Origin of the sequence: Paenarthrobacter nitroguajacolicus, from assembly GCF_031455195.1 — a bacterium.
In the GTDB taxonomy this organism is placed as follows: domain Bacteria; phylum Actinomycetota; class Actinomycetes; order Actinomycetales; family Micrococcaceae; genus Arthrobacter; species Arthrobacter nitroguajacolicus_D.
The window spans coordinates 666524-689070 of record NZ_JAVDSH010000002.1 but is presented as its reverse complement, the minus strand read 5'-3'; the positions used below and the strand labels follow the sequence as shown (position 1 = coordinate 689070).

Here is a 22547-nt window from a genome sequence, read left to right as displayed (position 1 = left end):
ACGGTTACAGACCCAGCTCTCGGGCGATGAGCATCAACTGGACCTCGGTGGTGCCTTCCCCGATTTCAAGGATCTTGGAGTCGCGGTAATGGCGTGCCACCGTGAATTCGTTGATGAAGCCATAGCCGCCGAACACCTGGGTGGCGTCCCGCGCGTTGTCCATGGCTGCCTCGCCTGCGACCATCTTAGCGATGGCCGCTTCGGTCTTGAACGGCTTGCCCGCCAGCATCCGTGAGGCCGCGTCGTAGTACGCCAGGCGGGCTGTGTGGGCCCTGGCCTGCATGCGCGCGATCTTGAACTGGATGGCCTGATATTTCCCGATGTTCTGCCCAAAAGCGCTGCGTTCCTTGGCATATTTCACGGACAGGTCCACGCAACCCTGGGCTGCACCGGTGGCGAGGGCAGCAATGGCGATGCGCCCCTCGTCAAGTATGGAGAGGAAGTTCGCGTAACCGCGGCCTCGCTCGCCCAGCAGGTTGGCTTCCGGGACGCGGACATTGTCCAGAGTGAGCGGGTGCGTGTCGGACGCGTTCCAGCCCACCTTGTTGTACGGCTTTTCGGCGGTGAAACCGGGCGTGTCGGTGGGCACAAGGATGGTGGAGATTTCCTTCTTGGTGCTGCCGTCCGCGTTCTCTTTTTGGCCGGTGACGGCGGTGACCGTGACCAGTGTGGTGATGTCCGTACCGGAGTTGGTGATGAACTCCTTGTTGCCATTGATGACCCACTCGCCGTTCTCCGTGTGCGCGTGGGTCTTGGTGCCCCCGGCATCGGAACCGGCCTCGCGCTCCGTCAAGCCAAAACCGGCCAAGGAGCGCCCGGAAGCCAGCTCCGGAAGCCACTGTTCCTTTTGCGCATCCGTGCCGAAGCGGTAGACGGGCATGGCCCCCAAGGAAACACCCGCTTCCAGGGTGATGGCGACGGATTGGTCCACTCGGCCCAGCTGCTCCAAAGCCAGCGCCAGGGCGAAGTAGTCTCCGCCCATGCCACCGAACTCTTCCGGGAACGGCAGCCCGAAGAGCCCCATCTCCCCCATCTGCTTGACTACTTCATAGGGGAAGCTGTGCTCTTCGTCGTGCTTTGCGGAGACGGGAGCTACCACCTCATCCGCGAACTCGCGGACGGAGTCGCTGAGGTCCTGGTATTCCTCGTTGAGTTCAAAGGTGCTCATGGCTGGACTTCCTTGTCTGTGCTGGTCTGGTGAGTGCCGGCCTCGTCTGCGCCGACCTGGTGAGTGCCGGCCTCGTGAGTGGTGGCGGCTACGTGGATGGTTGCGAGTACCTGGTCTGCTTTGACCAGGTCCCCGGGTTTACTGGTGAGGTGGACGGTTCCGGCGACCGAGGCCACCAGTTGGTGTTCCATCTTCATGGCTTCGACGGCCAGGAGCATTTGGCCCTCTTCCACGGTGTCGCCGTCAGCCACGGACACGGACACCACGGTTCCGGGCATCGGCGAGCGCACCTCCGGGTCCGCGGCACCCTCTTCGCGCTGGATGCCGGCGAGTACCCGACGCAGCCGTTCGGCACGGTTAAGGACCTCAAACCGGCAGGACCAGCCGTCATTGCCCACGAATAGCTCCGGCGCATCGCCCGGCGCCAGGCCCACCACGTAGGTGAGGACACCGCCGTCGAGCTCCAGGACGATACTGTCGCCGCTGCGGTCCACCACTGCGACGTTGACGGGGTCGCCGCCGTCGAGCTTTGCCGTGAGGACACCGTCGTGTTCGGTGATGGACACCGTGGCCATGGCGCCTCCCGGAACGCCCAACGTCGCCGTCCAGGCGGCGGGAGCCCCGACGCGCCAGGAGTCAGGAGTCTGCCAGGCGCTGCCTGCGAGCGCCGGACCGGTGCGATCCAGCCACAGCGTGAGCGCGGCAGCGATCAGTTCGCCCGGCCCTGCGTGCCTGAATGTCATGGACGGGAGTTTCCGCTCGATCAGCCCCGTATCCAAGTGCCCGGCGCGGACTTCGGAATCGTTGATCAGCAGCCGCAGGTACTCGACGTTCGTATCCACACCCAGCAGCGTGTAACGCTCCAGGGCCGCATCGAGGGTGGCCAGTGCCGCCGCGCGGTCTTCGCCCCACGCAATGACTTTGGCAAGCATGGGGTCGTAGTCGCCGGTGATCTTCAAGCCCTCACGCATGGCAGAGTCGATCCGGACGTTGGCATGCCCCTTCTGCCGCCCGGACACGGCAGCGTCGTCAGCACCCTCCTCGGCCAGCGCGACGACGCGCCCCATCGACGGCATGAAGTTCCGCTCGGGCACCTCGGCGTAGACACGCGCCTCAACGGCGTGACCCTTAAGCACGACGTCGGATTGCGCGACGGTTAGCACCTCACCGGCGGCGATCCTCACCTGCCATTCAACGAGGTCGACGCCCGTGACCATTTCCGTGACGGGGTGCTCCACTTGCAGCCGGGTATTCATTTCCATGAAGAAGAACTCGTCCGGGTGCTCATCCGAGACCAGGAACTCCACTGTGCCTGCGCCGCTGTAGTTGACACTCCGCGCCGCCTGGCATGCTGCCTCGCCGATCCGTGCCCGCTGCGCTTTGCCATCAGGCAGTGCGTCGAAAAGGGCCGATGGGGCTTCCTCTATGACCTTTTGATGCCGGCGTTGCAACGAGCACTCGCGCTCGCCGAGGTGGATGACATTGCCGTGGTTGTCGGCCAGGACCTGCACCTCAATGTGCCTGGGAGCCCGGATGAGGCGTTCCAGGAAGAGGGTGTCGTCCCCGAAGGCAGATGCAGCCACGCGCCTCGCCGTGAGGAGAGTGGCAGCCATGTCCTCGGCCCGTTCCACTACGTGCATGCCCTTGCCGCCGCCGCCTGCCGATGGCTTGATCAGGAGCGGGAAGCCGACTTCGGAGGCTGCTTCAATGAGATCCTGGTCAGTGAGTCCGGGTTTGGCGATCCCGGGCACGCACGGGACGTCGTAGGCCATCACATGGTTCTTCGAGCGGATCTTGTCGCCCATCACCTCGATGGCACCGATACCGGGTCCGATGAACGTGATGCCCGCGGCGTCCAGCGCTTTGGCGAACTCCACGTTCTCTGACAGGAAGCCGTAACCAGGGTGGACGGCATCGGCCCCACTGCGACGGCACGCCTCGATGATGGCGTCGATCCGGAGGTAGCTCTCTGCGGGAGCCGTGCCGCCTATGGCGACGGCAGTGTCGGCGAGCGTGACGTGCTTTGCATCTTTGTCGGCGTCCGAATACACGGCGACGGAGCGGATGCCCATCTCCTTCAGCGTACGGATGACCCTGCAGGCAATCTCGCCCCGGTTGGCGACCAAGACGGCATTGAAGGTGCGGGGTGCGGTTGGACTTGTGGTCGGGGCTTTGGTTGGTGTCGGGAAGGTCATGTTCACATCCTGAAGAGACCGAATGAGGTCTCGGGCAGTTGTTGGCGGGAGACGACGTCAAGTGCCATGCCCAGGACACGGCGGGTGTCAGCGGGATCAATAATGCCGTCATCCCACAGCCGGGCGGTGGAGTAGTACGGACTCCCCTGATCTTCGTACTGTTGCTTGATGGGGGCTTTGAAGGCCTCTTCGTCCTCGACGGACCATTCCTGGCCTGCCGCCTCGTACTGGTCCCTTTTGACCGTCGCGAGGACACTGGAGGCCTGGTTGCCGCCCATGACGGAGATACGTGCGGCCGGCCACATCCAGAGGAACCGTGGCGAGTACGCCCGGCCGCACATGGAGTAATTGCCCGCGCCGAAGGACCCGCCGATAACCACCGTCAGTTTCGGCACGCGGGCCGTTGCCACCGCCGTGACCATCTTGGCGCCATTCTTGGCGATGCCACCTTGCTCATAATCCTTGCCCACCATGAATCCGGAGAGGTTCTGCAGGAAGATCAGTGGGATTCCCCGCTGATCGCAGAGCTCAATGAAGTGGGCGCCTTTGAGCGAGGACTCGCTGAACAGGACACCATTATTGGCGACGATGCCCACCGGATGCCCATGAAGACGCGCGAACCCGGTGACCAAGGTGGTCCCGTAGTTCTTCTTGAATTCGTGGAACTCAGAAGCGTCGACGAGCCGGGCGATCACTTCGCGGACGTCGTACTGGGCGTTGACGTCCGTTGGAACCACACCATAAAGCTCCGCCGGTTCCACCAAAGGCGGCAGGACGACGTCGAGCACGTCCCACGCCGGCTGCGCCGGCTTCGGCAACGTCGCCACGATGTCCCTGACGATTTCCAGCGCATGCTGGTCGTTCTCCGCCAAGTGGTCGGTGACCCCGGAAATCCGGGAGTGCACGTCACCGCCGCCGAGCTCTTCCGCCGTGACGATCTCGCCGATGGCTGCCTTAACCAAGGGCGGGCCGCCAAGGAAGATGGTCCCCTGGTTGCGGACAATCACGGTCTCGTCACTCATCGCCGGGACGTAGGCCCCACCCGCGGTGCACGAACCCATCACGGAGGCGATCTGTGGGATCTTCGCCGCGGACATCCGGGCCTGGTTGTAGAAGATCCGGCCGAAGTGCTCCTTGTCGGGGAAGACCTCATCCTGCTTGGGCAGGAACGCTCCGCCTGAATCCACCAGGTAGATACACGGGAGCTTGTTCTCCAACGCGATCTCCTGGGCCCGGAGATGCTTTTTCACAGTCATCGGGAAGTAGGTCCCGCCCTTGACCGTCGCGTCGTTGGAAATGACCAGGACGTGGCGGCCATGAACGAGTCCAATGCCTGCAATGACACCGGCTCCAGGCGAATCGTCGTTGTACATCCCGTTTGCGGCCAAAGGCGCGATCTCCAGGAACGGGCTTCCTTCGTCCAACAAGTAGTCGATGCGTTCTCTGGGGAGAAGCTTGCCCCTCTTGATATGGCGTTCGCGGGACGCTGCGGGCCCGCCCAATGCCGCTGTTGCCAAGCGGTTCTTCAACTCCTCAACCAGGGCACGCTGCGCCCCCTGGTTGGCCTCGAACGTGCCGCTGGCGGTTCCCGTCAAGCTGGCGATTGTCTCCATCGACCCCTGTTCCATTCCCGGCCACAGGCCATTTCGGTTAGTGCCACGTAACTGAAATTTAGGTTAGTCTTTATTAACTGTGATGTCCAGCACAGCAACGCCCGCTCTGCCGGCGTGGGCGCCAAGGAGGAGAACGTGACCGTAGGCCCGGAAACAAGCACCGACGGTAGCCGCACTGCCATGACCCAACGCAGCCACGCAAAGGAGCTACGCAGGTTGGCTTTGCTGTCCGCCGCGGCAGGGCTGTTCGCGGAAAACGGCTTCAGCCGGGTATCCCTTGAGGACCTCGGCGCGGCAGCAGGCGTCAGCGGACCCGCAGTGTACCGCCATTTTCCCGGCAAACAGGCCGTGCTTGGCGAACTGCTCCTCAGCGTTAGCCGGGACCTCCTGGACGGCGGACTACGGGTGGTCTCGGACGCAGGAACTCCCACGGAAGCCCTGCAGGAATTGATCCGGTTCCAAGTGGACTTTGCCCTGAGCAACCCTGACGTCATCCGTGTCCAGGACCGGGATTTCAGCAGCCTCGGTGATGCCGACCAGGCCGAAGTACGGCAGTTGCAGCGCTCCTACGTTGAAACCTGGGTTGGAGTCCTCGCCCGCATTCACACGGATGCAGATGTTCCCGGCCTACGGGTGCGGGCCCATGCGGCCTTCGGCTTGATCAACTCCACCCCACATTCAGTGCGCCACCACGGGAGGAAGATCGCCGCGAAATCAGCCCGGCCCATCCTCGAACAGATGGCCTTTGCAGCGCTGACCGCATAGGGAGGTGTCTTACCAACCACCGGGTTCCTATCTCCCTGCTACTAAGGGCTACGTCTCTCCCTGGCACTAAGGGCTACGTCGACCTGATGAGAGCCGGACTGGTCGTGGCGGGTTTGGACTGCTCGGTGTTGGTCCGGACTTGCCGTTGGGGGCTGTGTCTCGCGCGAGCTGCTGGGCTCCGTTATCGGGGCCATCCCGCGAGCTGCTGGGACGGCGTGGGATACGCCGGCAGTGTTCGCAGTTTTCCACATACGCGAATCAGGGGGTGATTGGTGGGAGCCCGGAGTGACAGGGTTTTCGTATGGAAAGCGATGGGCAGGTATTGGAGCGGCGGCCGGGTTTGTCGGGCGCCGGTACGCTGCTTGTTGCCCCCGGTGAAAGCCCTGCAACGATGCGGCTCGAAGGTCCGGCCGGAAGAGCCACAGCCTCCCCTGGCGAAGGGACATCGGATGGGCCAGACACCATCGCTCGGCTGGGCTGCCTTTCAGAAGCGTTGGAGGACAGCGCCACGGCTTTGGAAGAGCTACGCGCCTCCGCGATGACCGAGTCCGGGCTGCTTGGGCTTGTGGAGGCTGCGGATTTTGCTGGCCGGGTGGAGGAGCTTTCCCGGTCGTTGGAGTATTTGCAGGTGGTCGCGGCACAGGCTGTGGAGCGGACCCGGAATGAAGCACGAGGTGCCCAGTCCCCCGCCGACCCCGGCAGGCGCACCGGATGGACCGATACCCCGGGAAACACCCCGGACCGGGCTGTCACCAGGCAGGCCGGTGATGCGGCCCTGCTCGATGACGGCTACCGGAACGCGGCACAATTCCTCCGCGCCCGATTACGGATCAGTATCAGCGAAGCCCGCCGCAGACTCGCCCTCGCCGCCGAGGTCCTCCCCCAGCCCGGAATAGCCGGACAACCCCTCCCCGCCCGACGGGAAATGCTCGCCGACGCGATCGGATCAGCCCAAATACCCTCCCGCTCAGCCACGATCATCAGCACCGCCCTGGATAAAGTCCGGCACCTCACCGACCCCGAAACCGTCACCCGCATGGAACACGCCCTGACCAGAACCGCAACCGAAAGCGACCCGGACTTCCTCACCAAAACGGCCCAACGCTGGACCGACAGGATCGACCAAGACGGAACCGAACCCTCCGAAGAAGCCCTCCACCAACTCCAAGGCACCTTCCTCCGCCGGAGACGCCGCTACGGACTGCACCACCTCGAAATCTTCGCCACCACCGAACAATACGAAACCCTCACCACCGTCATGAACACCGCCACCAACCCCCGACACACCACCCAACCCACCAGCCCGGACCTGGACCAGCGCTCCCGGGCACAAAAACTCCTCGACGGCCTCGTCGGCGCCTGCAACCTCGCAATGACCACCGGCAAACTCCCCACCAACGGCGGACTCCGACCCCAACTCACCGTCACCATCAACCACCACGACCTCTTCGACCAACTCACCCACAGCAACACACCCACCAAAACCACCGGCACCGGCACCACCACCACAGGGACCGCGACGTTCACCGGCCCCATCCACCCCAACACCATCCGCAAAATCGCCTGCGACGCCGACATCATCCCCGTCCTGCTCGGCACCGACTCCCGCGTCCTGGACATCGGCCGCACCACCCGGATCTTCCCACCCCACATCCGCAAAGCCATCACCGCCCGCGACGGCGGCTGCGCCTTCCCCGACTGCACCATGCCCGCCCCCTGGTGCGAAACCCACCACATCACCTACTGGTCCCACGGCGGCACCACAGGAACAGAAAACGGAACCCTCCTCTGCTCCCACCACCACCACCTCATCCACAAAGAACAATGGACCATCACCAACCCCAACGGCACCCCCTGGTTCATCCCCCCACCCCACATCGACCCCACACAAACACCCCGACGCAACCACCACCACACACCCCTCAAAACATGACAACGCCTCCCCAGGCGGCAGGGACAAGGACAACGTGGCGAGCAGGCTGAGACAAACAAACAGCGCTGCCTTAGTCCCGGCGTAAGCGTCTGCTCCCGGAGCCAAAGTCTCATTCCGGAGACTGGTTCAAGCCGTTGAGGGCTGACTTGAAGGAGCCCTGAGGGTTCTCCGAACCAGATGATGGCCTCGGGCTGGATGACATCGCCAAACCGGGTGAGACATCGGCTGGATGACATTGCCAAACCGGGTGACCTCGGGCTGGATGACATCGCCAAACCGGGTGAGACATCGGCTGGATGACATTGCCAAACCGGGTGACCTCGGGCTGAATGACCTTCCGAACCGGATGGCCTTGCCAAACCGGGTGACCTAGCCAAGCCGGGTGATCGCGCAGGACCTGCGTCTGGGTAGACCCGGTGTCCAGGCAGGCCCCGGCGCCTGGGTGGGAACGGGAGACCTAGGTTCCGCAGGGCCAGTCCCGGGGCTGGGCAGCCAACCACCCGCCACATACGCTGGGAGCAATCCCATCCACCTACTGACATCGACCAGGAGCTCACTATGAAGATTGCCGTCACGGGCGGAAGCGGAAAGCTGGGCAGGAGCGTAGTCCGGCGGCTGACGCAGGATGGTCACCAAGTCCTTAACATGGACAGAGTTGGCGCTCGTGGCCGCGGCTATGTCAACGTAGACCTCCGCAATTATGGACAGGTCGTTGACGTCATTATGGGCTTGGACGATCAACACAGCGGCTTGGACGCAATCGTCCACTTGGCTGCTATCCCGGCACCGGGTTTGGCACCGGACGCCGCTATATTCGAGAACAACATGGTCTCGACGTACAACGTCTTCCAAGCCGCTCGTAGAGCCGGGATCAAGAAGGTAGTCTACGCCTCAAGCGAGACGGTGCTTGGCCTGCCCTTTGACGTCGACCCGCCCTACATCCCGGTCGATGAAGAGTATGCGGCGCGCCCCGAAAGCACGTACTCCTTGGTGAAGCACCTCGAGGAGCAAATGGCCATCCAGCTCACCCGCTGGGACCCGGACTTGAGCATTACGGCCCTGCGCTTTTCCAACGTCATGGACCCGGAAGACTACGAGGCGTTCCCGTCCTTCGACTCCGATGCATCCTTGCGTAAATGGAACCTCTGGGGCTACATCGATGCCCGGGATGGCGCCCTTGCGGTGGTCCGGGCCCTGGAACATGCGCAACCGGGCTTTGAGACCTTCATTATCGCGGCCGCCGACACCGTGATGGGTCGGAGCAGCGCCGAGCTGGCTGCGGAAGTCTTTCCCGGCGTCGAGGTTATGAAGGATCTTGGCGAGCACGAAACGATGCTCTCAATCGACAAGGCCCGCAGGCTCTTGGGATTCGAGCCTGAGCACAGTTGGCGTGACGTGCACTCGAACCGGACCACACCTACCGAAGACTGAGGCGTCCTAAGAGGCAATGACGCGCGACGGCCCACCCCTTGGCTGCAGTTTCCTGCAAGCACTCGTAAAGGGATGGGCCGGCGCAGCTTCAGGGGCTTCAGATCATGGTCATGACCATGGCCGGGTCGGACAGGATGGCGCCGAGATCTGCGAGGAACCGCGAGCCCTGTTCGCCGTCCACCAGTCGGTGGTCGAAGGACAGACTGAGCGACATGACTTGGCGGATTGCAAGTTCGTCGTTCACAACCCACGGAGCCTTCCGCACAGCCCCGAGGGCGACAATGGCGGCCTCCCCCGGATTCAGAATGGGCGTTCCGGCATCGATCCCGAACACTCCAATGTTGGTGATGGAAATGGTCCCTCCGGAAAGATCCGACGGAGACGTCTTGCCTGCACGTGCGGTGTCCGTCAGTTCAGTCAGCGCCGTTGACAGCTCACGTAGTGTCAACCGGTCCGCATCCTTGATGTTCGGAACGGTCAGGCCGCGTGGCGTTGCAGCGGCGATGCCCAGGTTCACGTAGTTGAACTGCACGATCTCCTGACTGGCCTCATCCCAGCGCGAGTTCAATGTGGGATTGTTCCGGAGCGCTACGAGCACGGCCTTGGATGCGATGGTCAGCGGCGTCAGCTTGTAGCCCTCGAATGCCTTGTTGCCCTTGAGCCGAGCCAGAAGGTCCATTGTCGCGGTGACGTCAACCGTGAGGAATTCGGTCACATGGGGTGCGGTGAAGGCGCTTTGCACCATCGCAGCGGCAGTGAACTTCCGAACCCCCTTGATTGGCGCCCGGGTTTCCCTTTCCCGCTGCGCTGCTGGAGCGCTGGTGGTCGGTTCCGGTGCACCCAGGAAGTTCTGGACGTCCTCCCTGGTAATGAGTCCCCCAGGCCCGGTCCCGGGAACCGACTCAAGGTCCACACCCAGGTCGCGGGCCAGCTTGCGGACAGGCGGAGTTGATCGGGGCCGCTCAGCGATGGCCGCCCCAGCTTCCGGCGCTGCGACGGGCACCGCTCGCGGCTGCTGGGGAACTGCAGGCTTGGACTCTGCTTCACGAATCACGCCGCGGGCGCGACGGGTGGGACGGCCGGTATGTTCGACGAGAGCCCCGTAACCCACCAAGTTGGGCTCGCGTTTCGCCGGGCTCGCCTCCGTGCCGGTCGTTTCCGTGGGGCCACCACTTCCGGCAGCTTCACCACGTCCGGCAGTTTCACCACGTCCGACGGCGGCCGCGCCACTGCCGCCGGTGACGGCGCCACCGTTGGAGGACCCGGCGTCGTCCACCTCGAAGGAGACGATCGGCTTGCCGACTTCCACCACAGTGCCGGGCTGCTCATGAAGGGCTGCCACGGTTCCGGCGAAGGGCGAGGGTAACTCCACCACAGCCTTGGCGGTTTCCACCTCGGCGATAACCTGGTTCAGCGTGACGGTGTCCCCCACGGCCACCTTCCAGCTCAGGATTTCCGATTCGGTCAGGCCTTCGCCAAGGTCCGGTAGCCTGAATTCCTTGATCATGGTGGCGGTCATCCTTCCAGTCCACTCAGGGAGTTGGGGCGGCCCAGGGCCCGGTCTACACCGTCGAGGATCCTGTCAAGATCGGGCAGATGGTGCATTTCGAGCTTCGAGTACGGGTATGGAACATCGAAACCGGTGATCCGAACCGGAGCTGACTCCAGGTAGTGGAAGCAACGTTCGGTGATACTTGCTGCGATCTCTGCGCCGAGGCCACCGGACTGGCCGGCTTCATGCGTAATGACCAGCCGGCCCGTCTTGCGGACTGATGCCTCCACCACGGGATAGTCCACGGGTGCCAGGGAACGGAGGTCGATGACTTCCACGGAAAGACCGTCGTCGGCGGCGGCCATGGCGGCGTCCTTGGCCGTCTTGACCAGAGGACCATAGGCCACCAAGGTCACGTCCGATCCGGAGCTGACCACGGCGGCCTTGTCCAGGGGAAGCGCTGTGGAGAGATCGATGGTCTCGTCCACGTCACCTTTGTCGTGGTAGCGGCGCTTGGGCTCGAAATAGAGGACTGGATCGTCAGAGGCGATGGCCTGCTGGATCATCGTGTAGGCATCCTGCGGATTGGAGACCGCCACCACCCGCAAACCGGAGGTGTGGGTGAAATATGCTTCGGGCGATTCGGAGTGGTGCTCCGGAGAACCGATGCCGCCGCCAAAGGGAACGCGGATGGTGATGGGCATCTTGACCCGGCCTTGGGTGCGGTAGTGCATCTTCGCTACTTGGCTGACGATCTGGTCGAAGGCGGGGTAGATGAAGCCGTCGAACTGGATCTCGCAAACCGGCCGGTAACCGCGGTAGGCAAGGCCCACCGCGGTGCCGATAATGCCTGACTCGGCCAGCGGCGAATCGATGACCCGGTGCTTTCCGAAGTCCTTCTGCAACCCGTCGGTGACGCGGAAGACACCGCCAAGGGAACCAATGTCCTCGCCCATGAGGATCACTTTGGGGTCGTTTTCGAGGGACTTCCGGAGGCCGGCGTTGATGGCACGGGCAAAAGTGAGCTTGGACATCAGAGTGCACCTTCCTCGACGGGTTCGTTAAAGCTGTTCAGGTACCGCGAGTAGTGGTCCTTCTGGCGTTCTATCCAGGGATTGGGCGTGCTGTAGACGTGGTTGAAGACGTCCAGCGGCTGCGGATCGGCCATCCCGATGCAGCTGGAGCGAAGTTCCGCAGCCACAGCGTCGGCCTTCGCCTTGACGCGGGCCTCCACGTCCTCGGTCAGCAGTCCCTTGGCTTCCAGGAGCTTTCGCAACCTGAGGATGGGGTCCTTGGCGGCCCAGTCCTCCAGCTCGATGGGGTCGCGATAGCGGGTGGGGTCATCGGCTGTGGTATGCGGGCCCATACGGTACGTAACGGCCTCAATGAAGGTGGGGCCGCCGCCGGAACGTGCCCGGTCCAAAGCGACGCGCGTCGCAGCCATGACAGCGAGCACATCGTTGCCGTCAACCCGCATGCTCGGGATTCCGAAACCCGTAGGCCTGTCAGCCAACTGGACGTGCGACTGGATCCGGACCGGCTCTGAAATGGCCCAGTGGTTGTTTTGGCAGAAAAACACCACGGGGGCTTGGTAGCTGGCCGCGAAGACCATGGCTTCGTTGACGTCGCCTTCACTGGTAGCACCATCGCCGAAGTAGGCAAGGACCGCCGTGTTTGCGCCGTCCAGCTGGACACCCATGGCGTAACCAGTAGCGTGCAGGCTCTGGGAACCGATGATGATCTGGGGTGTCGCCAGGTTGATGCGTTGGGGGTCCCACCCGTAGGAGGCGTTGCCGCGCCATACCCTGGCGATTTCGGAGAGGTGGGCTCCGCGCACGTAGGCTACTCCGCTTTCGCGGTAGCTCGGGAAGACGAAGTCGTCGTCGCGCAATGATCGGCTCGAACCTATCTGGGATGCTTCCTGTCCAAGCAGAGGGGGCCACAGTGCCAGCTCTCCTTGTCGCTGGAGCGCCGTCGCCTCGGCATCTATGCGGCGGATGACCGTCATGTCCTCGTACAAGGAGCACAATTGCTCATCACCGATGTCCTTGACCCAGACATCGAATTCGGGATGGCTGATCCGCTCGCCTTCCGGAGAAACCAGCTGGAGCAGATCGCCGCCAGTCCTCAGGGGATTTTGTGCACTTTGTCCTGGGCCCGGAGTGTCGTGGTGCACTCCCTTGCCCGCCTGATCCGTCAACACAGGTGATCGCAACCTTCCGGCTCGTTTTTGTCGGCGCTGGCTGGACTTGTGATCCTGCCGCAGACCGGCCCTCCGGCACCTTCGCCGGAGTTAATTGTGACCCTACTCACAAGTTGCATGGGGTACAACTACCCTCCTTAAAGTTGAGCAATGTGCCCTGTTTTGGGATTCGCCGCCGTGCTAATCTTGCGCATTATGCAACCTTTGGATGGCACTGACACCCGCCTCCTTTCTGCCATGGCGAAGGATCCACGCGGGACCGTCGTGGCCCTGGCACAAAAATTGGGATTGTCCCGCAATACGGTTCAGGCCCGCATGGCCCAGCTTGAAAAGAAGCATGCGTTCCTCTCCTTCGAGAGGCGCATCAATCCGGTCGCCCTCGGCTATCCACTGACGGCGTTCATCACCGTCCATGTGCAACAGCAGAAGCTCGCGTCCCTTGCCCAGGACCTGGCCGACATCCCGGAAATCCTTGAAGGATTCGGCTTGACGGGATCAGCAGACCTCCTGCTCCGGGTCGTAGCCTTGGATGCCGAAGACCTCTACCGCATCAACGGCAAAATCCTTGGTTGTGACGGTGTGGACCGGACGGATACAGCGCTGGCAATGCGGGAGATGATCCCCTACCGCGTCCAACCATTACTGGGGCGTCGTTCCGAGTCGTAAAAGCGGGTTAGCTGTACACAAACTGCCGGATGCGCTTTGATTCAAGTGGACGAACCGGGGGCCGTCCAGAGGTCCCCGGTCAGGTGGCGGCGTTGAAGGCTGCCGAAAGGGGCACTACCGTGAGCAACCCGCAAGAACCGAACCCATACCAGCCCGGACAGGCACAGCCGCCGGTTCCCCCGGGCCCGGGCTACCCACCACAAACCGGCGCTTCGCCGCAGTGGCAACAGCCGCCGTCGTCCGCCCAGCCGCAAGGCAACACCCCACCGTACGCGGCACCCGGCGAACAGTACGGCCAGAACCCCTATCCCCAGAGCCAGTACGCACCCGGTCAATACCCCGGGGGACCATACGGCCAGCTGCCGCCAAAAAAGAGCCGGAAGGTCTTGTGGATCGTCCTTGGCATCGTTGCCGGCGTCATCGTCCTGGCCGTTGTTGGCATCCTGATTTTCGTAAACCTCGTGGGAAACGCTACGTCCAAGGCTCGGTCCCTGGCGGACGAGTTCACCAGTCTGGTGGTGTCCGGCCAAACGGAGCAGGCCTACGACAACTACCTCAGCCAACCGCTGAAAGACGAGTTGGACAAGCAATCCTTTATCGACGGCATTGCAAGCCTGCGGCTGGACAGCTCCTGCAAGCCGAACTACAACTCCGTGAACGTGAAATCCAACAACGGCAACAACACGGCAGACCTCGCAGGCAAGCTGCAATGCGATGGCAAGACCATCGACCTCCAGTACGTTTTCGAGGGCAGCAATGACCTCAAAATGAGCAGTATCCGGCTGCGCCCATAGCTGCCTGAAGTTTTTTTCCAACCGCCACCCATCCGAACAGGCACATGGTCCGAATCACTGCTTGAGAACCCCACTTGGGGTTCAGCAGGACGGCCGGGGTTTCCCGGCCATCATCGGAAGGTTCGGACCAATGCGTACTTCGCCCAATCGCTTGATCGCCACCATCTTCGGAGCCGTTTACCTCTTGGTAGGCGTGCTCGGATTCTTTGTCACCTCGGGAATCGGCTTCTTCGCCACCGAGGGCGCCAACCTCATCATCTTCGCCGTGAACCCGCTTCACAACATCATCCACCTGGCCATCGGCGCCGCGTTGCTCTACGCAGGCATGAACGGTGTCACCCTCTCCAAGTCGGTCAACACCACGGTTGGTGGCGTCTACTTGCTGGTGGGTATCGTTGGCCTCTTCCTCGTCGGCAGCTCGCTGAACATCATCGCCCTCAACGGCGCCGATAACGTGCTGCACCTCGCCAGCGCCGTGGTCCTGCTCGGCGTAGCACTCTCGCAGGACAAGGCCGCCGTAGCCTCCGCCCGCGCCTAGGCACCAGCACTCACGAGCTGATGACCGAGCAGCTGATCACCGACTCCGGAGCGAGAGGAACAATGACCATGGAGAGCAAAAACCACCCCACGCTGAGCGCGGCAACCCTGTTGTTCGTGTATTTCGCCGCCATGGCAGCGGGAATGGTCGAGCTCTCCCTGGCCGCCGGATACCTCACCGGAGCTGGATCCGCGGCACCGGGACTCATGGTCTCCGGTGCCGCGACCCTCGCGGCTGGCTTGGCCTTCCTGGCTTGGTCGCTGTGGGGCCTGCACCGCAACTCCCTGGTGTTCGCCCGCTATGCGCTTCCGGCCTTGGCCGCAGCCGCCCTGGCGCACGTCGCGGTCGTGGCGAGCGGAATCAGCATCCAACGCTCGTTGGACGTGAGCCACTTTGCCGCCCTCGGCCTGACCCTCATGGCTCTCGCCGGAGCGGGCTGGCTGAGGCGGCAACACAAGACCAACGACGGCGGCGCCCACGGCCAGCCAAGGACCGGGCGGCTTCTGGCAGCCGCGTTCGGAGCCGCCGTCGTTGTTGCAACAGTTGCTACTCCGGGACTGGCGGCGTCGATGGCGGGACAGCACGCCGTGCCTCACGGAGAGCATGGCCAGGGCTCCAATCCCGCCCTGGAGCAGGGTCACCACCACTAGGCGGTGACCGGACCGGCGCACCATCGACACTGCCCACTGTTGATGGTGCGCTTGGTTCGTGGATCATGGAGCCATGGATCCCATCGAGGCGCTCGACGAAATTTCATTTTGGCTCGAACGCAGCCAAGCACCCACCTTCAAGGTCCAAGCATTCCGCAAAGCGGCCGACGCCGTTCGGCAGCTACCGCCCGACGATCTCGCAAAGCTGGTCGGCACCGGCCGCATCACCAGCCTCAAAGGCGTCGGCAGCCGCAGCGCGGAGGTCATAACCCAGTCGCTGGAAGACAGGGTCCCCGAGTATCTGGCCGACCTTCGGGAGCGTGGCACCGAACCACTGGCCCAAGGCGGCGACACACTCCGGGCAGCGTTGCGTGGCGATCTTCACAGTCACAGCAACTGGTCCGACGGCGGATCACCCATCGAAGCGATGGTGGCCGCAGCACGCACGCTTGGCCGCGAATACCTGGCCCTCACGGACCACTCCCCCAACCTGACCATAGCCAACGGCCTGAGCATCGAACGCCTCGAGGATCAGTTGCGCATAGTGGAGGACATCAATGCCTCCCACGACGGATTCCAATTGCTCAAGGGCATCGAGGTGGACATCCTGGAAGACGGAACCCTGGACCAGGCACCCCAAATGCTGGACCGGCTGGACGTGGTGGTGGCTAGCGTCCATTCGAAGCTTCGGTCAGATAAGAAGACCATGACAGCGAGAATGCTCGGCGGCATCAGCGACCCGCACACCAACGTCCTGGGCCACTGCACGGGACGGCTCGTCCAAGGGTCCCGGGGCACCCGGCCCGAGTCCGAGTTCGATGCAGCCAAGGTCTTCAGCGAGTGCGCGGAGTGGGGTGTCGCAGTGGAAATCAATTCCCGCCCTGAACGCCAGGACCCGCCGGACAACCTCATTAAGATGGCCCTCGATGCGGGATGCCTGTTCAGCATCGACAGCGACGCACACGCACCCGGCCAGCTCGATTTCCTGCAGTACGGAGCTGCGCGCGCGGAAGCGCTCGGAGTACCGAAGGATCGCATCGTCACCACCTGGCCGCTGGAACAGCTGACTGAGTGGCTCAGCCTCAAGAAATGACCCGCGCACCAAAGGGCCCCTCCTGTTACGACAGGAGGGGCCCTTGATGTTTTTCGACGCAGCGGGCCTAGTGGTCCACTGCCTTCTCAGCTCCGATTCCGGTCAGCGAGCGCACCTCCATCTCTGCCTGCTTGGCCGGGTCTTCGCGCCGCTTGTCCAAGACCGTTCCGAGCCAGCCCAGGAAGAAGGCCAACGGGATGGAAACGATGCCCGGGTTGCTGAGCGGGAAGATCGCGAAGTTGGCGCCCTGGATCATGGATGTCTTGGCACCAGAGACTACGGGCGAGAACGCGATGAGCAGGATCGCCGGGGCGAGCCCGCCATACATGCTCCATACAGCGCCCTGGGTGGTGAACTTCTTCCAGAACAGCGAGTAGACAATGGTGGGCAGGTTGGCGGACGCCGCGACCGCGAAGGCCAGCGCCACCAGGAAGGCCACGTTCTGGCCGTTGGCGAAGATGCCACCGAGGATGGCGAGGACGCCGATCACCACAACAGTGCGCCGTGCAACTTTCACCTCGGCAGTAGCGTCGGCTTTGCCCTTGGAAATGACGTTCGCGTAGATGTCGTGGGCGAAGGACGCGGCGGCGGTGATGGTCAAGCCGGCGACGACGGCGAGGATCGTGGCGAAAGCAACCGCTGAGATGAAGCCAAGAAGCAGCGGGCCGCCGAGGTGGAAGGCCAGCAGCGGTGCAGCGGAGTTGACGCCCCCGGGTGCGGACTTGATGGTTTCCGCGCCTACCAGGGCGGCCGCTCCGTAGCCCAGCACCAGGGTGAAGAGGTAGAACAGGCCGATCAGCCAGATGGCCCACACCACGGACTTGCGGGCTTCTTTGGCGGTGGGAACCGTGTAGAAGCGCATCAGGACGTGCGGGAGAGCTGCTGTTCCAAGGACCAATGCCAGGCCCAGCGACATGAAGTCGAGCTTGGATGTTTCGGTCTTGCCGTACTGCAGGCCCGGGTTGAGGACTGCCGGGTTATTGGCAGCCTCTGCCGCCGATCCCAGCAGGCTGGAGAGGTTGAATCCATAGATCGCAAGCACCATTGCCGTCATGACTGCGGCGCCGGCGATGAGCAGGATCGCCTTGATGATCTGAACCCAGGTGGTGCCCTTCATGCCGCCGATGAGCACATACATGATCATCAACGCGCCGACGACGATGATCACCAGCGCCTGTCCGCCCCAGTCGCTGATTCCCAGCAGGAGCGAGATGAGGCTCCCTGCGCCGGCCATCTGGGCCAGGAGGTAGAAGAAGCAGACTGCGAGGGTGGACAGTGCGGCGGCGATGCGGACAGGCCGTTGGCGCAACCGGAACGATAGGACGTCGGCCATGGTGAACTTGCCGGTGTTGCGGAGCAGTTCGGCGACGAGCAGCAGTGCCACGAGCCAGGCGACCAGGAAGCCGATGGAGTACAGGAAGCCGTCGTACCCGTTGATGGCGATTGCACCGGTAATGCCGAGAAACGACGCCGCCGACAGGTAGTCGCCTGCGATGGCCGTCCCGTTCTGGGAGCCCGTGAAGGAGCGGCCTGCGGCGTAGTAGTCAGCGGCTGTCTTGTTGTTCCGGCTGGCCCGGAAAACGATGACCATGGTGACCGCGACGAACAAGGCAAAGATGCCCATGTTCAACAGCGTGGTGTCTTTGAGGGCAGCGACCTCGACTGCCGGGACCATGGTGGCGTTCATTTGGCCTCCCCTTGGATCATGTTGCCGTCCTTATCGAATTGGTGGCCTTCGATCCCGTTGCGGATCTCGGCCGCGATGGGGTCCAGCTTCCTGTTGGAGTAGCTCACGTACCAGGCCGTGATGCCGAACGTGGTGACGAACTGGAGCAGCCCAAGGATCAGGCCGATGTTGATGTTGCCCCAAACCTTGGTGGACATGAAGTCGACGGCGTAGGCGGCCAACAGGACATACGCGAAATACCAAAGCAGGAATATGACGGCCATGGGGAAGACAAAGCTGCGGTGCCGCTTGCGCAGAGTCTTGAACCGTTCCGTTTGTTGGACTTCCTGGAAGTCCACGGACGCCGCAGCGTCGTGGGGGTGGGCCTCATTACCCATTGGTTCCTCCTGGTTGTGATGTGCCCACATCAGCTCCACCCTCGGCGCCGATGTGACTGCAATCACTATCGGATGCGCTACACCGCCTGTTCCAGTGGTTCGCCCTGGGGTGTCGCTCAACGGTCGCACCCCTGCGCCGAACGGCAGGATGCAAGCACGTTCATTGGCTACGCTGGCTGTATGCCCGACTCCCCGCTTTTCAGTGCCGCAGCCATCGCCGTGATCGTGCTGGCTGTCGCCGTCGTCGTGGGTGTTGGCTTGAAGGTCATCCGATCATTCCGCGACCTTGGCACCGATGCCGAACGTGCCACGTACAATACACTGCATGCAGCGTCCAGGGCCGGGCAGCACCTTCGCGGCGGCCTCCAACCCGCCGGGGCAGCCAAGGCCAGCAAGCAATTGCGGGTACTGCTGGGCTGTGATGCCCTGGCCATTACGGATACCGACGCCGTACTCGCCTGGGACGGTGCCGGGGAGGATCTCCGGCCATCGTTGATGCGCCTCGCGGCGGATGTGCTGGGTACCGGCCGAACCGTGGTGGTCCCCCACGCCGGGGCCCACGGCGCCGACAAGACGGCGCACGACTTCAGCGCCGTCATTGCGCCTATCCGGGCCGGTTCCCGGGTGGTCGGATCGGTGGCCGCCTTGGCACCTGCCGCGGGCGCGGGCCTGGTCCGCGCCACAAGCGAAGTGGCTGACTGGATTGCCGCCCAACTGGAACTCGCGGAACTCGAAGCGTCCCGGACCCTCCTGATGGAGGCTGAGGTCAGGGCCCTCAGGGCACAGATCAGCCCGCACTTTATCTATAACTCACTGAACGCTATTGCCTCGTTCATCAACACCGATCCGGCCAGGGCCAGGGAGCTCGTGGTTGAGTTCGCCGACTTCACCCGGTATTCGTTCCGACGGCACGGCGATTTCACCACTGTGGCGGAGGAACTGCGCTGCATCGACCGCTACTTGCTCCTGGAAAGGGCCCGTTTCGGCGAGCGGGTCCAGGTAAGCCTGCGGATTGCGCCGGAGGTATTGAGCACAGTCATCCCGTTCCTCAGCCTCCAGCCGCTGGTGGAAAATGCGGTTCGCCATGGCTTGGAAGCCAAGGAAGGCCCGGGCCACATCACTATCTGCGCCAATGACTCCGGCGCGTTCGCCGAAGTCACCATCGAGGACGACGGCGTTGGCATGGACCCGGAACACCTGCGGTCGGTACTGGCCGGGCACACGGACGGCGACCACGTGGGCTTGCGCAACGTCGACGCCCGCCTGCGGCAGGTTTATGGGGATGAGCACGGGCTGGTTATCGATACGGCTCCTGGCGAAGGGACCCTGATCACCCTGCGTGTACCCAAGTCGCAGCCGGGCCACGACGCCTGAACCGCGGGCTAATCTATAAGCATGATCAACGTGCTCGTCGCCGATGACGAACTGCCCGCCGTCGAAGAACTCGCCTTCCTCCTGGGACGGGACGAGCGGATTGGGGCCATCCACCGGGCATCTTCGGGGGCCGAGGCGCTGAGGACTCTGGAAACGGAACCTGTCGACGCAGTTTTCCTCGACATCCACATGCCCGCCCTGTCGGGCCTGGACATCGCCCGCGCCATATCGCGCACCAGCAACCCGCCCGCCGTCGTGTTCGTCACCGCGGACGAGGACTGTGCCCTTGAGGCCTTCGACCTGGCCGCCGTCGACTACCTGCTGAAGCCGCTGCGGGCCGAACGGCTGTCCCGATCCGTGGATCGGATCAGCGAGCTGATCAAGGACGGTACCCCGGCGCCTGAGATGATCACGGTGGACCTTGGCAGCACCACGCGCATGATCCGGCGTGACGACGTCACCTACGTGCAGGCCCAAGGGGATTACGCACGCCTGCACACCGCTGAGGCAAGCTACCTCATCCGCGTGCCCCTCAGCGACCTGGAGCAGAAATGGGCGGAAGCCGGTTTTATCCGGATCCATCGTTCGTACCTCATCGCCCTCAACCACGTCCAGCACCTGCGGCTTTCCGCCACGGGCCCCAGCGTGGCTGTGTCGGGGGCAGAGTTGCCCATCAGCCGGCGCCACCTTCCGTCGGTCAGGGACAAACTGCACTCCACGCGCATCCGGCCCCAAGGATGACCAGGGTCCGCGTCACGGCGCCGCGACAGTCCGCTCCCCTCGCTCCCGGACGGTTGGCGAGCCACCGTGAGATCCCGGAGGATTCCGACTCCGGCCGCCTTTTTGTCCGCTCACTCATCCGGTCGCAGCTGCGCCTCGCGTTGGTGGTGGCCTGCGGGTTCCTGGTCATCCTGAGCGTGTTCGCACTGATCCTTGTCTACGGCCCGGGTGTGGCGGAAATCCGCATTGTGGGCATCCCCCTTAATTGGCTGGCGCTCGGGGTGGGCGTCTACCCGGTGATCGGGCTCAGTGCCTGGCTTTATAACCGTGCCGCGGCCCGCAACGAGGCCCGCTACCGGGACCTTGTGGAGGACAAGTGAACCCTGTCGTCAGCCTCGTCGCGTTCCTCGCCGTTTCCCTCACGACAGCGGTCATCGGCTTCTACGGGCTGCGCATCTCCCGTACAACGGGCGACTTCTACGTCGCCTCCCGCACCGTCCCACCATGGTGGAACGCCTCGGCGATCGGGGGCGAATACCTTTCCGCGGCAAGCTTCCTGGGTGTCGCCGGGCTGATCCTGCTCTCAGGCACCGATGCTTTGTGGTTCCCGGTGGGCTACACCGCCGGTTACCTGATGCTGTTGCTCTTCGTGGCCGCTCCCCTCAGGCGTTCCGGCGCCTACACCATCCCGGATTTCACCCAAGCCCGCCTGGATTCGGCGCTGGTCCGACGCGTGACGAGCCTGGTGGTGGTAGCGGTCGGGTGGCTGTACATCGTCCCGCAACTCCACGGGGCGGCCCTCACCATCAGGATCACCACTGGCCTGCCGTCCTGGGTAGGTTCGACGGCGGTTGTAGTGGTGGTGTGCCTCACGGTGGTGGCAGGCGGGATGCGTTCCATCACCTTTGTCCAGGCGTTTCAATACTGGTTGAAGCTGACAGCCCTGGCAGTGCCCGTAGTGTTCGTCCTGCTGGTGCTGGCCGGTAACGGCACTGCGCCACAGGCACCGCTCACCCTCAACCCCACCAGCCAAGCACCCGCAGGGGCTTACCAACACATCTCCCTGTTGGTGGCCCTGCTGTTCGGAACCCTTGGGCTGCCTCATGTACTGGTCAGGTTCTATACCAACCCGGACGGCCAGTCCGCCCGGCGGACCACCTTGATCGTGCTGGGACTACTCTCCGTTTTCTACCTTTTCCCCACACTCTCCGGCGCACTCGGACGGATGTTCGCTCCCGAACTGGCACAGTCCGGACAAGCTGATGCCTTGGTCCTGCTGCTGCCAGGAAGGCTGATCGGTGGAACGGCTGGTGATGTCCTCTCGGCCCTGGTCGTGGCAGGAGCCTTCGCAGCGTTCCTGTCCACAACCTCGGGCCTGGTGGTGTCCTTATCGGGCGTCATCAGCCAAGACGTCTTTGGCGGCAGCGTCAGAGGTTTCCGGCTCGCGGCGGTGCTCGCCGCCGTCGTGCCTTTGGGCTTTGCCTTCATGACCGACACCCTGGCCCTGGCCGGAAGCGTTGGCCTGGTCTTTGCCTTCACGGCCTCCACCATTTGTCCGGTGCTTTTGCTGGGAATCTGGTGGCGTGGCCTCACCGATGCCGGGGCTATCGCGGGCATGCTGACCGGCGCGTTGCTCTGCGGCGGCGCCATGGTGGCCGGCACGTTGATGGGCGGCGGAAACGCTCCTGCGTGGCTGGCCCAGCCTGCGGCATGGAGTGTTCCGGCGGCATTCGCGGTAACCGTGGCCGTGTCCATCATGACCAAGGGCCGTGTTCCGTCCTCCGTTGACCGCGTCATGTCCCGGCTGCACGTGCCCGAGCGCCCGGTCGCGACCGAACGCTAAGGCGG

The 22547-nt window shown here is 63.4% G+C and carries 20 protein-coding genes; 12 read left to right on the top strand and 8 right to left on the bottom strand.

What is annotated here, in order from left to right; genetic code table 11:
• Positions 1 to 4: 4 nt before the first annotated feature.
• From J2Y68_RS06820 to J2Y68_RS06810, 3 genes are read right to left on the bottom strand one after another with little or no spacing between them, the layout of a single operon-like run.
• On the bottom strand, positions 5 to 1168 hold the full coding sequence (locus tag J2Y68_RS06820; protein ID WP_211711802.1) for an acyl-CoA dehydrogenase family protein: 1164 nt from the start codon (positions 1166 to 1168) through the stop codon (positions 5 to 7).
• Entirely contained in the window at positions 1165 to 3363 is a 2199-nt protein-coding gene (locus J2Y68_RS06815; RefSeq protein WP_309991350.1) for an acetyl/propionyl/methylcrotonyl-CoA carboxylase subunit alpha, read from the bottom strand. The genes J2Y68_RS06820 and J2Y68_RS06815 overlap by 4 nt, the downstream gene beginning before the upstream one ends.
• A gap of 2 nt (positions 3364 to 3365) precedes the next feature.
• Positions 3366 to 4976, bottom strand: a complete 1611-nt coding sequence (locus tag J2Y68_RS06810) for a carboxyl transferase domain-containing protein (RefSeq protein ID WP_309991346.1) — start codon at positions 4974 to 4976, stop codon at positions 3366 to 3368.
• 180 nt (positions 4977 to 5156) lie between these two features.
• On the opposite strand from J2Y68_RS06810, the gene J2Y68_RS06805 reads away from it, so the two are divergent.
• The 3 genes from J2Y68_RS06805 (at position 5157) to J2Y68_RS06795 (ending at position 9105) form a co-directional block, all read left to right on the top strand.
• Positions 5157 to 5741 (top strand): SACE_7040 family transcriptional regulator, encoded by a 585-nt coding sequence (locus J2Y68_RS06805; RefSeq protein WP_309991656.1) that lies wholly within the window; start codon positions 5157 to 5159, stop codon positions 5739 to 5741.
• A 301-nt stretch (positions 5742 to 6042) separates the two neighbouring features.
• On the top strand, positions 6043 to 7674 hold the full coding sequence (locus J2Y68_RS06800) for an HNH endonuclease signature motif containing protein (protein WP_309991343.1): 1632 nt from the start codon (positions 6043 to 6045) through the stop codon (positions 7672 to 7674).
• 558 nt (positions 7675 to 8232) lie between these two features.
• Complete coding sequence (locus J2Y68_RS06795) at positions 8233 to 9105, top strand: NAD-dependent epimerase/dehydratase family protein (protein WP_309991340.1); 873 nt, start codon at positions 8233 to 8235, stop codon at positions 9103 to 9105.
• A 97-nt stretch (positions 9106 to 9202) separates the two neighbouring features.
• On the opposite strand, the gene J2Y68_RS06790 is transcribed toward J2Y68_RS06795, so the two are convergent.
• Genes J2Y68_RS06790 through pdhA form a run of 3 tightly spaced genes read right to left on the bottom strand, consistent with a single transcriptional unit; the run spans position 9203 to position 12800 of the window.
• Positions 9203 to 10624, bottom strand: coding sequence for a dihydrolipoamide acetyltransferase family protein (locus tag J2Y68_RS06790; protein WP_309991337.1), 1422 nt, complete (start codon positions 10622 to 10624; stop codon positions 9203 to 9205).
• Positions 10621 to 11631 carry an alpha-ketoacid dehydrogenase subunit beta gene (locus tag J2Y68_RS06785; protein WP_211711744.1) on the bottom strand — a complete coding sequence of 337 codons (1011 nt, stop codon included), beginning with the start codon at positions 11629 to 11631 and terminating at the stop codon, positions 10621 to 10623. The genes J2Y68_RS06790 and J2Y68_RS06785 overlap by 4 nt, the downstream gene beginning before the upstream one ends.
• Complete coding sequence (gene pdhA, locus J2Y68_RS06780) at positions 11631 to 12800, bottom strand: pyruvate dehydrogenase (acetyl-transferring) E1 component subunit alpha (protein WP_309991333.1); 1170 nt, start codon at positions 12798 to 12800, stop codon at positions 11631 to 11633. The genes J2Y68_RS06785 and pdhA overlap by 1 nt, the downstream gene beginning before the upstream one ends.
• A gap of 195 nt (positions 12801 to 12995) precedes the next feature.
• Between pdhA and J2Y68_RS06775 the strand changes: the two genes are divergently transcribed.
• The 5 genes from J2Y68_RS06775 (at position 12996) to J2Y68_RS06755 (ending at position 16541) form a co-directional block, all read left to right on the top strand.
• The gene (locus J2Y68_RS06775; RefSeq protein ID WP_211711742.1) at positions 12996 to 13466 is read left to right on the top strand and encodes an Lrp/AsnC family transcriptional regulator; all 471 of its coding nucleotides are present in this window, start codon (positions 12996 to 12998) and stop codon (positions 13464 to 13466) included.
• Between the two features lie 119 nt (positions 13467 to 13585).
• Positions 13586 to 14260, top strand: coding sequence for a hypothetical protein (locus tag J2Y68_RS06770; protein ID WP_309991330.1), 675 nt, complete (start codon positions 13586 to 13588; stop codon positions 14258 to 14260).
• A 130-nt stretch (positions 14261 to 14390) separates the two neighbouring features.
• Positions 14391 to 14798, top strand: coding sequence for a DUF4383 domain-containing protein (locus J2Y68_RS06765; protein ID WP_211711740.1), 408 nt, complete (start codon positions 14391 to 14393; stop codon positions 14796 to 14798).
• A 20-nt stretch (positions 14799 to 14818) separates the two neighbouring features.
• The gene (locus tag J2Y68_RS06760) at positions 14819 to 15448 is read left to right on the top strand and encodes a hypothetical protein (RefSeq protein WP_309991326.1); all 630 of its coding nucleotides are present in this window, start codon (positions 14819 to 14821) and stop codon (positions 15446 to 15448) included.
• Positions 15449 to 15521: 73 nt separating this feature from the next.
• The gene (locus J2Y68_RS06755) at positions 15522 to 16541 is read left to right on the top strand and encodes a PHP domain-containing protein (RefSeq protein ID WP_309991323.1); all 1020 of its coding nucleotides are present in this window, start codon (positions 15522 to 15524) and stop codon (positions 16539 to 16541) included.
• Positions 16542 to 16608: 67 nt separating this feature from the next.
• On the opposite strand, the gene J2Y68_RS06750 is transcribed toward J2Y68_RS06755, so the two are convergent.
• Positions 16609 to 18228, bottom strand: coding sequence for a solute symporter family protein (locus tag J2Y68_RS06750; protein ID WP_309991320.1), 1620 nt, complete (start codon positions 18226 to 18228; stop codon positions 16609 to 16611).
• On the bottom strand, positions 18225 to 18605 hold the full coding sequence (locus J2Y68_RS06745) for a DUF485 domain-containing protein (RefSeq protein ID WP_211711737.1): 381 nt from the start codon (positions 18603 to 18605) through the stop codon (positions 18225 to 18227). Before J2Y68_RS06745 ends, J2Y68_RS06750 begins: the two co-directional genes overlap by 4 nt.
• A gap of 180 nt (positions 18606 to 18785) precedes the next feature.
• On the opposite strand from J2Y68_RS06745, the gene J2Y68_RS06740 reads away from it, so the two are divergent.
• The 4 genes from J2Y68_RS06740 to J2Y68_RS06725 are packed head-to-tail and all read left to right on the top strand — an operon-like array spanning position 18786 to position 22542.
• The gene (locus J2Y68_RS06740; RefSeq protein WP_309991317.1) at positions 18786 to 19979 is read left to right on the top strand and encodes a sensor histidine kinase; all 1194 of its coding nucleotides are present in this window, start codon (positions 18786 to 18788) and stop codon (positions 19977 to 19979) included.
• A gap of 21 nt (positions 19980 to 20000) precedes the next feature.
• Positions 20001 to 20720 (top strand): LytR/AlgR family response regulator transcription factor, encoded by a 720-nt coding sequence (locus J2Y68_RS06735; protein WP_211711735.1) that lies wholly within the window; start codon positions 20001 to 20003, stop codon positions 20718 to 20720.
• Positions 20717 to 21079, top strand: a complete 363-nt coding sequence (locus tag J2Y68_RS06730; RefSeq protein WP_309991314.1) for a DUF485 domain-containing protein — start codon at positions 20717 to 20719, stop codon at positions 21077 to 21079. The genes J2Y68_RS06735 and J2Y68_RS06730 overlap by 4 nt, the downstream gene beginning before the upstream one ends.
• Entirely contained in the window at positions 21076 to 22542 is a 1467-nt protein-coding gene (locus tag J2Y68_RS06725; RefSeq protein WP_309991312.1) for a sodium/solute symporter, read from the top strand. Before J2Y68_RS06730 ends, J2Y68_RS06725 begins: the two co-directional genes overlap by 4 nt.
• Positions 22543 to 22547 lie beyond the last annotated feature (5 nt).